This is a genomic window from Nocardioides sp. InS609-2, from assembly GCF_023208195.1.
In the GTDB taxonomy this organism is placed as follows: Bacteria; Actinomycetota; Actinomycetes; order Propionibacteriales; family Nocardioidaceae; genus Nocardioides.
The window spans coordinates 279902-292549 of record NZ_CP060034.1; the positions used below are offsets into that span (position 1 = coordinate 279902).

Below are 12648 nucleotides of genomic sequence, written 5' to 3' on the forward strand. Positions count from 1 at the left end.
TACGTGCTGGGAAAATCGGACTTCTTCAGGGTCCCAATTCTCACCAAGACGAAGGGCATCTCGTAGATGCAACTTTGCCACACGCCCCGTGCCACGTCGGCAGTGTTCGATGATCCCAATCTCGTGTCGTCGGCCGGGCTGGTCCCGGTCCTCGCGCTGGCCCGATCCGCGGGACTCCAGGAACTGGCCCAAGCCCACCTCACTGTGCCGACCGACAAGGGCGCGAACGCGGGGTTGAAGGTGTCCTCGCTGGTCGCCGGGATGGTCGCCGGCGCGGACAGCATCGATGACATGGCGCTGCTCCGTCACGGCGGGATGGGCCGGGTGTTCACGAACGCCTACGCGCCCTCGACGCTGGGTTCGTTCCTGCGCACGTTCAGCTTCGGCCACGTCCGCCAGCTCGACGCTGTCGCCTCGAGGTTCTTGGCCGGGCTGGCCGAGCAGGCACCGCTGATCGTGACCTCACCTGACACCAGCGAGCGGGTGATGATCGACATCGACGACACCATCGTCGAGGTCCACGGGCACGCCAAGCAGGGCTCTGGCTACGGCTACTCCGGCGTGCGTGGGCTCAACGCGCTGCTCGCTGTCGTGTCCACGAGCCAGTCCGCGCCGGTGATCGTGGCCCACCGGCTCCGGAAGGGATCATGTGGTTCACCGCGGGGCGCGAAACGCCTGGTCGCCGACGCGTTGAAGACCACCAGCAAACTGCCCGCCAAGTCCGATCTGCGCCCGATGCTGCGAGCCGACTCCGCGTTCTACGGCGCCGAGGTGGTCAACGCGGCGTTGCGCGGTGGCGCCGACATCTCGGTCACCGTGCGAATGGATCCCAAGGTCAAGGCGGCGATCGCCACCATCGGTGACGATGCCTGGACCACCATCGAGTACACCGACGCCGTCTTCGATGAACCCACCAACACGTGGGTCTCCCGCGCCGAGGTCGCCGAGATTCCGTTCACCGCGTTCACTTCCAAGAAGAAAGCCGACCAAGTCACCGGACGGCTCGTGGTCCGCCGGATCCCCGACCTCAACACGTCCGCCAAGAATGGTCAGGAGACGTTGTTCGACACCTGGCGCTTCCACGCCTTCTTCACCACCACAGACCCGGCCGTGGCCGGCACGGTGGCCGCGGACAAGACCCACCGCGGCCACGCGATCATCGAACAGGTCCACTCCGACCTCAAGGGCTCCGCCCTCGCGCATCTGCCATCGGGAAAGTTCGCAGCGAACGCCGCCTGGCTCGTGCTGGCCGTCATAGCGTTCAACCTGACCAGAGCAGCCGCGACCATCACCGGCCCGGGACTCGCCAAAGCCACCACCGCGACCATCCGCCGCAAGCTGATCGCCGTGCCCGCCCGGGTCGCGTCCTCGGCACGAAGAGTGACGCTGCACCTCCCGACCGGATGGCCCTGTGAGACAGCCTGGAGCGAACTGTTCAACCGGGCCTGCGGACCAACACCGGCACCGACGACCTGACCACCCCCAGCCGACACCGGCACAACGACCAACCCGGAACAACCTGGCAGCGAGGCCAGACGGTCGGCCACGCCCACACACTCGAAGACCCCGCCTCAGCGACCGCGGACGCTCAGCCCCTGCCCATCGGTGGATCGAGGTTAAGTCCCGACACGTAGGCCGCGATCAGCTCGCGCTCGGCGATGCTCAACGGTGACGGCCCACGCATCAGCGCCTCGTGGTAGTCCAGAAGCGGAAAGGCGGTGTCGGGGTAGGCCCGGAACACGTCGAGAAGCTTCGCGTTGTCCGGGAGTGAAGAAAGGAACGTCACGACTCGCCCGTCTCCTTCGTCAGCCGGAGCAGGTCCAGGACGGTGACCCGCCCACGGCCCAGCTGGATCAGTCCCTGAACGGCGTACTCGTTGAGGATCTTCGTGGTGGTCTCGCGCGAGGTGCCAGCCAGTGCGGCTACCTGTTCGTGGGTGAGGTGGATCTGGATCCCCCGTCCCAAGAGGCGGCGAGGCTCTTGGTCGGCGAGCAGGCACAGCGTGGTGGCGACGCGCTGTGGGACGCTCTTGAAGACGGTGTCGGAGAGCCTGCGTTCGAGTTGGGAGACCCGGTTGCCGAGGATCTCGGAAATGCGTGCGGCGATCCGTGCGTCGGAGAGCAGGAAGCGTTGTACGTCGGACCTGGTCATGACGCAGACCGTGACCTTGTCGAGAGCCTCGGCGAAGTTGTCGTGCATCTGCTGCCCGAGTAGGAGCATCTCGCCGAAGATGGTCCCGGGCGTGAGGATCGCCGTGGTGAGGGCGCGCCCGTCGGGGGAAACGCGGAAGATGCGGACTCTCCCCTGCTTGAGGATGAACAGCGTCTCCATGGGCTGGGGTGGGGAGTAGAGCAGCTCGCCAGGGGTGAACTGTCGCATCGGTGCGGCCGCGGCGATGGTCGCCATCTCCCGGTCGTTGAGGTCGGCGAAGATGTCGACCTCGGACATACACCAGGGGTCCTCGGACCCGTGTGCGCGACGTTCCACGTCGGCCAGCTCCTCACGACGTCCGGGTGCCCACGGCCGAGCGCCGAAGGGTTCAAGATCGTCAAGTCGTCCCACCAGACAGTACGTCGAGGGGTCCGGGTCCGAGTCCGGCTGGCCGGCGACGGCATCGGCCGCCGCTGGAGATTCGCCAGTGTGGCCGGCACCACGCGTCGTCATCCCGATTCCGATCCGGCGTGCTCGTCGAGGTCGCGTAGGGCGTCCTCGATGCCGCGGTGAAAGGTGGGATAGGCGTAGATCATGTGCCGCAGCCGCTCGACAGGGACTCGGCCGTGAACGGCCACCGCAAGGGCGCCGAGGACCTCGCCGCCGGTGGGCCCGGCCGAGGTGGCGCCGACCAGCAGGCCGGTGTCGGCGTCGACGACGAGCTTGATCAGGCCGTCGTTGCCTGCCTTGTGGATCCAGCCTCGTGCCGAGGACGGCACCTGTGCCAGGCCGGTTCGGACCGCTAGTCCGCGTTCGCGAGCCTGGGCCTCGGTGAGGCCGACGGCGCCGATCTCGGGGTCGGTGAAGGTCACTCGGGGCACGGCGTCAGGCTCGGCGCCGGGGCCGGGGGTCCCGAGGATGTCGCGGACGGCGATGGTGGCCTGGTAGGTGGCGATGTGGGTGAAGGCGTCGTGTCCGGTGACGGCTCCGACGGCCCACAGGCGCTCGCCGGCGCGCATCCGGTCGTCGACCGTCAGGGACCGGGCACCCGGGTCGAGACCGACGGTGTCGATGCCCAAGTCGGCGAGGTCGACTCGCCGCCCGCTGGCCACCAGGAGCCGCTCTGCGGCGACGGAGTCGCTGCCGTCCAGGTTCACGTGGAATCCGTCCCCGTCGTGGCTGATCCGGTCCACCGTCGCTCCGGTCACCACGGGAATGTGCTCGCCCTTGAGTACCTCGGCGATGAGCGCGGACGCCTCCGGCTCCTCCGCGGCCAGCAGGCGGTCAGCGACCTCGATGATGGTCACCGTGGTGCCGAACCGGGTGAACACCTGAGCAAGCTCGAGCCCGATCGCACCGCCCCCGAGGACCACCAGCGAGTCGGGCAGGGTGGCGGTCGCGATGGCTTCTCGGTTGGTCCAGTACGGCGTGTCGGCCAAACCCAGCACAGGAGGGATCGCGGCGGTGGTGCCTGTCGCCAGGACGACCCGCGGCGCGCCTCGAATGTCTGTCCGTCGACCTCGACAAGACCCGTACCCACCATCGTCGCCCGGCCTCGGACGAAGCGGCCACCGTGCCCCACGAACCGGTCGACCGCCACCCTTCGTTCCAGTCGTCGGTGGCTTCGGCGCGGATCCTGTGGGCGACCTGCGACCAGTCCGGGGTGATGGTGGCCTGGCCGGCCAGTCCCCTCACGCGGGAGGTCGCCGCGATCAGTCCGGCCGCCCGAATCATCATCTTGCTCGGGATGCATCCCCAGTAGGGGCATTCACCGCCGACAAGTTGGCTCTCGACCCCGACGACGTCGAGTCCCGCTGCGGCCAGGTCGCCTGCGACGGCCTCACCAGCGACCCCCAGTCCGATCACCACCACGTCCACTGTCTCATCGGCAGCTAGGGCGCTCATGAACTGCTCGACCTCGAGTCGCTCGAGTCGACGCTGACGATGTCGACGCCGCGCCAGAACGCCACTCGGTCCTTGACCTTTCGTGCGCGGATCGAGGGGCTCTCGTACTCCCAGGCCGCGTCGGGGTTGACTTGGCCGCCGACGGACACCGAGAGGTAGGAGGCTTCGCCCTTCCATTGGCACACCGACCGGTGGTCGCTCTCGGTGAAGTACTCCTGATTCAGCGACTCCCGTGGGAAGTAGTGGTTGCCTTCCACCACCACGGTGTCGTCGCTCTCGGCCAGCACGACGTCCTTCCAGACCGCCCTCATCCTCATCTGCTGCTCCTCACGCCTCGGGGTCTCAACAATTCGAACGCTAGGGTCGCGTCAGCTGGGGTTCCGTAAGCGGGCTCACGGACGAGCCCTGGTGGATCGCGTTGCGATCAGGAGTCCTGTGCGGCATCGCTGCGAGTTTGGGTCCTCGTGAGCAGGCGACGCCCGATGCGAGGCAGGTTGATGGCCGTGATCGACCCGACCAGGGCCAGGGCGAACCCCCATGCTCCGATCGAGGTGGCCGTGTTGGCCAACCAGTGCTGCACCGCGGCCGCGGCCTCGATCACCTTGTCTTCGGTGGGTGCTCCACGAAGGACGCGGATCTCCCACCAGCCGTAGTAGGCGACGTACGCGCCCACGAGCAGCAGCAAAACGCCGCCCGCGGTGGGGACGAGCCGGCCCAGGCGGCGAGCGCCGCGGACGAGTGACTGCTGGGCCAATGCGACGGCGAGCGCCGCAGTCCCGACCACGAGGCCCATTCCGGCGGCGTAGAGGAGGAACAAGCCAGAACCGGTGAGTAGAGAGTCGGCGCGGAACGCGGAGACCACCACCGCAAGGAAAGGGGCGATCGTGCAGGTCAGGCTCGCCAGCGCGTAGGAGACCCCGAATCCGAACATCGACCCCCATGAGCGGGTGATCGGTGCCCGCCCGCGTGGCCGCGTGCGTGGTACGGCGATGGTGCGGCCGGCAAGCAGCCACAGCCCCAAACCGGCGAGAGCCAGCCCGACGGCAACGCTGAACCACGGCAGATAGCGCTGTGCCGAGCTGGCGACAGGTGCGACGACCAGGCTGAAGACGGCGAACACCGCCGTGAAGCCGGCGGTCATCGCCGCGGTCATCATCAGCGCCCGCGTCACCGCGACTGCACGGCTTGGCTGGTCTCCTGTGACCAGCAGGGTCAGGTAGGCGGGGAGAAGGGCGAAGGCACACGGGTTGAGGGCGGCGAGCATGCCCGCCCCGAGAGCCAGAGCCCCGCTTGCGCTCAGCACCTCAGCCCACGAGCTCCGCCACCTGGTCAGCGAGCGCAGCGTCGTCCAGGTAGCCCTCGCTGACCACGACACCGTCCGCGTCCAGTACGACGTAGGTGCTCTGCGCAGTGACGTTGAAATGCCGCCAGATCTCGCCCTCTTCGTCGATCAGGTGAATCGGACCGTCGACCTGTCGGGCGAAGTCCCGGATGTCGGCCGCGTCGGCGAGGCCGCCCACTCCGACGACGTTGACCTGTCCGGCGTACTTCTTGGCGAGCGTCTCGACCCCGCCGGCCTGGGCCCGACAGGTGGGGCACCACGGTGCCCAGAACCACAGGACCGTCGGCTTGTCGGCGAGCTGCTTACCGTCGTACGGCGCGCCGTCGATGTCCTCCCCGGTGAACTTCAGACTGACGGCACTCGCGCCTGATCGGGCTCCACTCTCGGTGTTGCTCCCGGAGGCGGCACACCCGCTCAGAGCCAGGACGGCGGCGAGCAGCAGCCCGGCGGCGATCTTCAAGCGCACAGCGCACTCCTTCGTGGTCGACACGCTCAGCGTCGCCGACGCCACTGGGCCAGTTCAGTGACCGGGCTTACGGAACTGCCTGCTGATGTGGCGAATCCTCGACGTGAAGGAACCACCATGTGGGGGCTCCGAGGGATATCCACAGGAGGCGGCGACGATGGCCCATCGATGGACGCACCTGGTGGTCGTCGCCATGTTGACGTTGGTGACCGCCTGCTCGAGCGCTGACACCGACGAGCACACAGATCCTGGGCCGGAGCCGTCCGGCCGGGTCGCGGACGCCGCTCGCGAGGATGTGCCGTCGGCGCTCGACGACCGCGACAACCCTGCGTTCCCTACGCCTCTGATCGACCCCGACGAGCTCCTCTCAGGAGGCCCGCCGCCAGACGGCATCCCTGCGATCGACGCACCGACCTTCGAGCGGGCCGACAAGGTCGACTGGCTGGAGGACAACGAAGCCGTGCTGTCGCTGACGGTGAGCGGTGAGACCCGGGCGTACCCGCTGCGGGTGATGACCTGGCACGAGATCGTGAACGACGAGGTGGGTGGGGTGCCCGTCGCGGTGACCTATTGCCCCCTGTGCAACTCTGGGGTGGCTTTCGAGCGCACGGTGCCCGACCATGGCGTCCTCTCCTTCGGGACCTCGGGACTTCTCTACGCCGACAACCTGGTGATGTATGACCGGCAGACCGAATCGCTGTGGCCCCAGCTGACGGGGCAGGCCTCGATCGGCGCCCTGACCGGCACCGAGCTCGAGGCGATCCCGATGGGTACCGTCGCCTGGCGCGATTTCGTCGCCGCGGACCCGACTGCCCGGGTGCTGTCGCAGGACACCGGCTTCGACCGCCGCTACGGCGTCAACCCGTACTCCGGGTACGACGACCCGGACGGACGACTGCTGTTCGGACTGCCCGATGACCTCGATACCCGGCTCCTGGTCAAGGAGCGGGTGGTGGGTCTGGTCGACGGATCGTCCAGCGTCGCCGTCGTACGCAGCTCTCTGGCAGGTAAGGATCCACTGGAGGTGACCGTGGGTAGCCGCCGCCTGGTCGTCTGGCACCGGCCCGGACAAGCCTCGGCCCTCGACGCCGGCACGATCGCCGGCGGCGCCGACATCGGGACGGTGGGAGTCTTCGTTCCGGTCCTGGACGGCGAGCGGTTGAACTTCGAGGCCGACGGTGCCGGATTCCGGGACCGCGAGACGGGCAGCAGCTGGAACGTGCTCGGACGATCCACCGCGGGACCGCTGAAGGGAGCCGAGCTCGAGCCCTACCAGCACCTCGACACGTTCTGGTTCGCCTGGGCGAGTTTCCATGTCGACACCGAAGTGCTCGGCTCGACTGATCAGTGAGGTGCCTGATGAGGAAGCTGTCCTGGTGGAAGAGCCTGGAGCGGGCCACCCGGCCCGTGCACCCGGTCACCGAACGAGTGCTTGCTGAGCGGTGGGCCGCACTGCCGGCCGGGGTCAGGACTGACCAACAGATCCTCGGGCGTCACGCAGTGGGATGCGAGGGCACGCACGGCGTCTTCCCGAAGTGCAACCTGACCTGCTCGCCCTGCTATCACTCCAAGGACGCCAACAAGGTGCGTGTCGACGGCGCCCACACCGTGGCACAGGTGGAGGCCCAGATGAGTCTTCTCGAGGCGAAGCGCGGTCCGCGAGCGCACGCCCAGCTGATCGGCGGCGAGGTGTCCCTCCTCGACCCCGAGGACCACGCCGCAGCGCTGGCGGCGATGCGCAGGCACGGTCGTGAGCCGATGTCGATGAGCCACGGCGACTTCGGCAGCGACTACCTGCGTGCGCTTGCTCTGGACGAGAAGGGACGACCCCGCTTCGGTCGGCTCTCGTTCGCAGCCCACTTCGACTCGCTCATGCGCGGTCGCACCGGGATTCCCCGGCCCAGGACCGAGGTCGAGCTGAACCCGTTCCGCGCCAGGTTCGTGGAGATGTTTCGCGACCTGCGCCGCGACCACGGCGTGCGCTCCTACCTCGCTCACACCATGACGATCACTCCAGCGAATCTCGACCAGGTATCCGAGGTTGTGGGCGAGGTGAGCCGCATGGGGTTCTCCATGCTGTCCTTCCAGCCCGCCGCCCATGTCGGTGACGAACGACGATGGACAGGAGGCGACTACCGCACGGTCGGCATCGACGACGTCTGGGACCAGCTCGAGGTCGGTCTCGGACAGCGCGTCGCCTGGCAGGCGTTGCAGGTCGGCGACCCCCGCTGCAACCGAACCGGCTTCGGCATCCGCGTCGATGAACGCTGGGTTCCGATGTTCGACCCTGACAGCGAGGGCGACCTTGCCGCGAGGGACCGTGCCCTCGCCCACTTCGGTGGTGTGAACTTCGGTGGCACGACGCCCCTTGTGCTGGCGGTGAAGGTGCTGCGCGTGCTCGCTCGTCACCCGGGCGACGTCACGGTCGCGGTCGCATGGGTACGCCGGCTGGTCGAGCGGTCCGGCGGGGGCCGTCGCGTTTGGTCTTCCCTGCGTCGCGGGGTCGTCACGCCGATGACCTACGTGGTGCACAACTTCATGGACGCCGCAGATGTCGCTCCCGCGTGGCGACTGATGCAAGCTGACCTGGTCGCGAGTGATCCGGCCGTCCGAGCCACTCAGGAGCGGCTGTCGGCATGCGCCTACGCGATGGCGCACCCAGAGACCGGCGAGCTCGTCCCCGCATGCGTCCAGCATTCAGTCCTCGACCCGGGCGAGAACGAGCAGCTGCGTCGACTCCTCCCGCTCACCGTCGTCGAGCCACCGGGGCCAGCCAAATCACAGACCTCAGCGCAACCCGCACAGCCTGTCGCCGGCGACGAGCACTCCTTGACGAGCGGCTTCGATCTGAGGCTACGGTGACGGGCATGTCGAGCGAACACCTGGACCAATCACTCCCGAGTGTCGATCACCCCGCCAGTCCGGACGGTCCCCGAGTCCCACGCCTGCTGATCTTCGACGTCAACGAGACGCTCTCGGACATGTCGCCCATGGCGAAGCGGTTCAAGGACGTCGGCGCACCAGCCCACCTTGCGGCCACCTGGTTCGCGGGGTTGCTGCGCGACGGCTTCGCGCTCGCGGCCGTCGACTCCAGCGACTCGTTCGCCCACATCGCCGCTGAGTCGTTGAGGGTCGGCCTCCACGGCCTGCCCTTGAACCGCGGAGCCGCTGACGCGGTCTCCTACATCATGGACGGGTTCGCCGGACTTCCCGTGCATGACGACGTCCCCGACGGCATCGGGGCACTGGGTGGTCTCGGGATCCGGCTGGTGACCCTCAGCAACGGGTCAGCCTCCGTAGCCCAGGCACTGTTCGACCGGGCCGGCATCCGCGAGCACTTCGAGGGCCTGCTGACGGTGGAGGACGCGGGCCGCTGGAAGCCAGCCCCCGAGGCGTACGCGTATGCATTGCAGGAGTGTGGTGTCGACCCGGAGGACGCGATGGTCGTGGCGGTCCACCCCTGGGACATCGACGGCGCCTCTCGTGCGGGGCTCGCCACGGCGTGGGTGAATCGTACTGATGGGCTCTATCCGGAGTACTTCAGCGCCCCTGACCTCCGGGCGGTGTCCCTGACCGACCTCGCCGACCAGCTCGGCTGAGCGGAGGACACAGCACCGGCAGTGCCGAAGGTCGAGGAGTCTGCCCTGCCTGTGGAACATCCGGGCCGCTTGACCGGGTTTCCCAGTTGCCACCGTGGGGTCGGCCGCCGGCCTTGATTGACGGTACGACCGCGCGGTGGACCATCGTTGATCGGACCCTGAGAACGGTCCCTCGGTTCGGTTTGGGCGTCAGGAAGCGTGGATTGGAATGGACTGGTTTCACACCGAGGGTGGGCTCAGGGTCCCGGCCGTCACCGCGCAGCAGATGCGCGACGTCGACCGGGTGGCCGTAGAGGATATTGGTCCGAACCGCCACCAGATGATGGAGAACGCCGGTCGAAGCCTGGCCTCGGTCTGCATGACGATGCTGGGGGAGCGAGGAGCAGGTCGTCCCGTTGCCGTGGTCGCCGGAACAGGGGGCAACGGGGGCGGCGGCATCTGTGCTGCCCGGCATCTGGCCAACCATGGGGCTGACGTCACGCTCGTGGTCTCGGACAGTCGGCGCCTGACCGGTGTTCCGGCCTAACAACTGGCCTTCTACCGGGCCACCAACGGTCGGATCGCCGACCCGCGAGACCTGAGCTCGCTTCTGCCAGCCCTCACGGTGGACGCGTTGCTCGGCTACAGCCTGGAGGGCGCGCCGCGCGGCATGGCCGACGACCTGATCGGCTGGATGTCGAACGTAGCGGCCCCGGTGGTGGCACTCGACGTTCCCTCAGGGATCGATGCCTCGACCGGCCACACCCCGGGGAGCCACGTTCGCGCGACCACCACGGTGACCCTCGCACTGCCCAAGACCGGCCTCCACGTGGACGCGGTCGGCGAGCTCTGGGTGGCCGATATCGGTATCCCCGCGGGGCGTCTTAGCCTCGATCCACCGATGAGCTTGAGGTTGTGAGCGCGTCGTGAAGTGAGAATGCCCTTACGTGCTGGGAAAATCGGACTTCTTCAGGGTCCCAATTCTCACCAAGACGAAGGGCATCTCGTAGATGCAACTTTGCCACACGCCCCGTGCCACGTCGGCAGTGTTCGATGATCCCAATCTCGTGTCGTCGGCCGGGCTGGTCCCGGTCCTCGCGCTGGCCCGATCCGCGGGACTCCAGGAACTGGCCCAAGCCCACCTCACTGTGCCGACCGACAAGGGCGCGAACGCGGGGTTGAAGGTGTCCTCGCTGGTCGCCGGGATGGTCGCCGGCGCGGACAGCATCGATGACATGGCGCTGCTCCGTCACGGCGGGATGGGCCGGGTGTTCACGAACGCCTACGCGCCCTCGACGCTGGGTTCGTTCCTGCGCACGTTCAGCTTCGGCCACGTCCGCCAGCTCGACGCTGTCGCCTCGAGGTTCTTGGCCGGGCTGGCCGAGCAGGCACCGCTGATCGTGACCTCACCTGACACCAGCGAGCGGGTGATGATCGACATCGACGACACCATCGTCGAGGTCCACGGGCACGCCAAGCAGGGCTCTGGCTACGGCTACTCCGGCGTGCGTGGGCTCAACGCGCTGCTCGCTGTCGTGTCCACGAGCCAGTCCGCGCCGGTGATCGTGGCCCACCGGCTCCGGAAGGGATCATGTGGTTCACCGCGGGGCGCGAAACGCCTGGTCGCCGACGCGTTGAAGACCACCAGCAAACTGCCCGCCAAGTCCGATCTGCGCCCGATGCTGCGAGCCGACTCCGCGTTCTACGGCGCCGAGGTGGTCAACGCGGCGTTGCGCGGTGGCGCCGACATCTCGGTCACCGTGCGAATGGATCCCAAGGTCAAGGCGGCGATCGCCACCATCGGTGACGATGCCTGGACCACCATCGAGTACACCGACGCCGTCTTCGATGAACCCACCAACACGTGGGTCTCCCGCGCCGAGGTCGCCGAGATTCCGTTCACCGCGTTCACTTCCAAGAAGAAAGCCGACCAAGTCACCGGACGGCTCGTGGTCCGCCGGATCCCCGACCTCAACACGTCCGCCAAGAATGGTCAGGAGACGTTGTTCGACACCTGGCGCTTCCACGCCTTCTTCACCACCACAGACCCGGCCGTGGCCGGCACGGTGGCCGCGGACAAGACCCACCGCGGCCACGCGATCATCGAACAGGTCCACTCCGACCTCAAGGGCTCCGCCCTCGCGCATCTGCCATCGGGAAAGTTCGCAGCGAACGCCGCCTGGCTCGTGCTGGCCGTCATAGCGTTCAACCTGACCAGAGCAGCCGCGACCATCACCGGCCCGGGACTCGCCAAAGCCACCACCGCGACCATCCGCCGCAAGCTGATCGCCGTGCCCGCCCGGGTCGCCTCCTCGGCACGAAGAGTGACTCTGCACCTCCCGACCGGATGGCCCTGGGAGACCGCCTGGAGCGACCTGTTCACCCGGGCCTGCGGACCACCACCGGCACCGACGACCTGACCACCCCCAGCCGACACCGGCACAACGACCAACCCGGAACAACCTGGCAGCGAGGCCAGACGGTCGGCCACGCCCACACACTCGAAGACCCCGCCTCAGCGACCGCGGACGCTCAGCCCCTGCCCATCGGTGGATCGAGGCTTAGAACGCGCCGGGAAGGATTTACCTCACGATTGAGTGCCGCCCGAACGACGACGTTGTTCGGGCGGCACCCGTCCGTGACTCGAGCGTGGAAGCGACGTTCAGAGCGCCGGAGCGGCCGGAAGGTCGAGATCGGTCTCCACGAAGTGGTTGAAGTAGTTCGTGAGCAGGTTCAACGTGACGTGCGCGGACAGCTCGGTGATCTGCTCGTCGCTCCACCCCGCGTCGAGGGCAGCCTGCCAGGAGGCGTCCTCGACGGAACCGATGTTGGTGGTGTACTGGCGGGCGAGGGTGAGCAGAGCGTCGAGCTTGGCGTCGAAGTCCGCCTCGCCTCGTCGGATGGCAATCATCTCGTCGTTGGTGAGGCCCGCGGCCTTGCCGCCTCCGGTGTGGGCTGCCTGGCAGTAGTTGCACTCGTCCGCGTTGCCCACGGCCAGTGCGATCGCCTCTCGGGTGCGTGCGTCGAACGAGCCGTAGTCGGCGATGACCTGCTGGATGGCGATGTAGCTCTGGAGCACTACCGGCGAGTGGGCCATCCCGCCGTGAATGTTGATGACCTTGCCGAACTTCGCCTCCAGCGCCTTCAGGTCGTCGCGGCTCTGCTCGGGGGCACTCTGAGTGGTGTGGACGGGAATCCGGGCCATG

Annotated in this window: 12 protein-coding genes and 2 pseudogenes; 6 read left to right on the plus strand and 8 right to left on the minus strand. The window is 67.8% G+C overall.

Translation table 11 applies throughout. From position 1 onward, the window contains the following. Positions 1 to 66: 66 nt before the first annotated feature. Positions 67 to 1476: an IS1380 family transposase gene (locus H4Q84_RS01535; RefSeq protein WP_248579429.1), complete on the plus strand. Its 1410-nt coding sequence runs from the start codon at positions 67 to 69 to the stop codon at positions 1474 to 1476. 112 nt (positions 1477 to 1588) lie between these two features. Here the strand turns inward: H4Q84_RS01535 and H4Q84_RS01540 are convergent, their stop codons facing one another. The 7 genes and pseudogenes from H4Q84_RS01540 to H4Q84_RS01570 all read right to left on the minus strand — a co-directional run bounded on the left by H4Q84_RS01540 (position 1589) and on the right by H4Q84_RS01570 (position 5864). Further along, positions 1589 to 1786: a hypothetical protein gene (locus H4Q84_RS01540; protein ID WP_248581660.1), complete on the minus strand. Its 198-nt coding sequence runs from the start codon at positions 1784 to 1786 to the stop codon at positions 1589 to 1591. Further along, positions 1783 to 2448 carry a Crp/Fnr family transcriptional regulator gene (locus tag H4Q84_RS01545; protein WP_248581661.1) on the minus strand — a complete coding sequence of 222 codons (666 nt, stop codon included), beginning with the start codon at positions 2446 to 2448 and terminating at the stop codon, positions 1783 to 1785. Before H4Q84_RS01545 ends, H4Q84_RS01540 begins: the two co-directional genes overlap by 4 nt. A gap of 212 nt (positions 2449 to 2660) precedes the next feature. After that, positions 2661 to 3590 carry an NAD(P)/FAD-dependent oxidoreductase gene (locus H4Q84_RS01550; protein WP_248581662.1) on the minus strand — a complete coding sequence of 310 codons (930 nt, stop codon included), beginning with the start codon at positions 3588 to 3590 and terminating at the stop codon, positions 2661 to 2663. A gap of 328 nt (positions 3591 to 3918) precedes the next feature. Further along, positions 3919 to 4056 (minus strand): annotated as a pseudogene (locus H4Q84_RS01555) (hypothetical protein); the annotation flags it as partial. Continuing rightward, positions 4053 to 4373, minus strand: coding sequence for a DUF427 domain-containing protein (locus H4Q84_RS01560; RefSeq protein WP_248581663.1), 321 nt, complete (start codon positions 4371 to 4373; stop codon positions 4053 to 4055). The pseudogene H4Q84_RS01555 and the gene H4Q84_RS01560, both read right to left, overlap by 4 nt. A gap of 107 nt (positions 4374 to 4480) precedes the next feature. Then, positions 4481 to 5320 (minus strand): cytochrome c biogenesis protein CcdA, encoded by an 840-nt coding sequence (locus H4Q84_RS01565; RefSeq protein WP_248581664.1) that lies wholly within the window; start codon positions 5318 to 5320, stop codon positions 4481 to 4483. Between the two features lie 40 nt (positions 5321 to 5360). Next, positions 5361 to 5864, minus strand: a complete 504-nt coding sequence (locus H4Q84_RS01570) for a redoxin family protein (protein WP_248581665.1) — start codon at positions 5862 to 5864, stop codon at positions 5361 to 5363. Between the two features lie 157 nt (positions 5865 to 6021). Between H4Q84_RS01570 and H4Q84_RS01575 the strand changes: the two genes are divergently transcribed. From H4Q84_RS01575 to H4Q84_RS01595, 5 genes and pseudogenes are all read left to right on the plus strand, one after another. Then, on the plus strand, positions 6022 to 7215 hold the full coding sequence (locus tag H4Q84_RS01575) for a DUF3179 domain-containing protein (protein ID WP_248581666.1): 1194 nt from the start codon (positions 6022 to 6024) through the stop codon (positions 7213 to 7215). Between the two features lie 8 nt (positions 7216 to 7223). Further along, positions 7224 to 8726: a radical SAM domain-containing protein gene (locus tag H4Q84_RS01580; RefSeq protein ID WP_248581667.1), complete on the plus strand. Its 1503-nt coding sequence runs from the start codon at positions 7224 to 7226 to the stop codon at positions 8724 to 8726. A 5-nt stretch (positions 8727 to 8731) separates the two neighbouring features. Then, positions 8732 to 9463, plus strand: a complete 732-nt coding sequence (locus H4Q84_RS01585; RefSeq protein ID WP_282580300.1) for a haloacid dehalogenase type II — start codon at positions 8732 to 8734, stop codon at positions 9461 to 9463. A gap of 322 nt (positions 9464 to 9785) precedes the next feature. Then, positions 9786 to 10361 (plus strand): annotated as a pseudogene (locus tag H4Q84_RS01590) (NAD(P)H-hydrate epimerase). A gap of 91 nt (positions 10362 to 10452) precedes the next feature. Beyond that, positions 10453 to 11862 carry an IS1380 family transposase gene (locus H4Q84_RS01595; RefSeq protein WP_248579608.1) on the plus strand — a complete coding sequence of 470 codons (1410 nt, stop codon included), beginning with the start codon at positions 10453 to 10455 and terminating at the stop codon, positions 11860 to 11862. A 242-nt stretch (positions 11863 to 12104) separates the two neighbouring features. Here H4Q84_RS01595 and H4Q84_RS01600 read toward each other — a convergent pair whose 3' ends face one another. Next, positions 12105 to 12647 (minus strand): carboxymuconolactone decarboxylase family protein, encoded by a 543-nt coding sequence (locus H4Q84_RS01600; protein WP_248581669.1) that lies wholly within the window; start codon positions 12645 to 12647, stop codon positions 12105 to 12107. Position 12648: the final 1 nt, after the last annotated feature.

Bases quoted from the DNA above. Each gene is read 5' to 3' on its own strand.
- H4Q84_RS01535 (WP_248579429.1), top strand. From the start codon at position 67: ATGCAACTTTGCCACACGCCCCGTGCCACGTCGGCAGTGTTCGATGAT.
- H4Q84_RS01545 (WP_248581661.1), bottom strand. From the start codon at position 2,448: ATGTCCGAGGTCGACATCTTCGCCGACCTCAACGACCGGGAGATGGCG.
- H4Q84_RS01560 (WP_248581663.1), bottom strand. From the start codon at position 4,373: ATGAGGATGAGGGCGGTCTGGAAGGACGTCGTGCTGGCCGAGAGCGAC.
- H4Q84_RS01565 (WP_248581664.1), bottom strand. From the start codon at position 5,320: ATGCTCGCCGCCCTCAACCCGTGTGCCTTCGCCCTTCTCCCCGCCTAC.
- H4Q84_RS01575 (WP_248581666.1), top strand. From the start codon at position 6,022: ATGGCCCATCGATGGACGCACCTGGTGGTCGTCGCCATGTTGACGTTG.
- H4Q84_RS01580 (WP_248581667.1), top strand. From the start codon at position 7,224: ATGAGGAAGCTGTCCTGGTGGAAGAGCCTGGAGCGGGCCACCCGGCCC.
- H4Q84_RS01585 (WP_282580300.1), top strand. From the start codon at position 8,732: ATGTCGAGCGAACACCTGGACCAATCACTCCCGAGTGTCGATCACCCC.
- H4Q84_RS01595 (WP_248579608.1), top strand. From the start codon at position 10,453: ATGCAACTTTGCCACACGCCCCGTGCCACGTCGGCAGTGTTCGATGAT.
- H4Q84_RS01600 (WP_248581669.1), bottom strand. From the start codon at position 12,647: ATGGCCCGGATTCCCGTCCACACCACTCAGAGTGCCCCCGAGCAGAGC.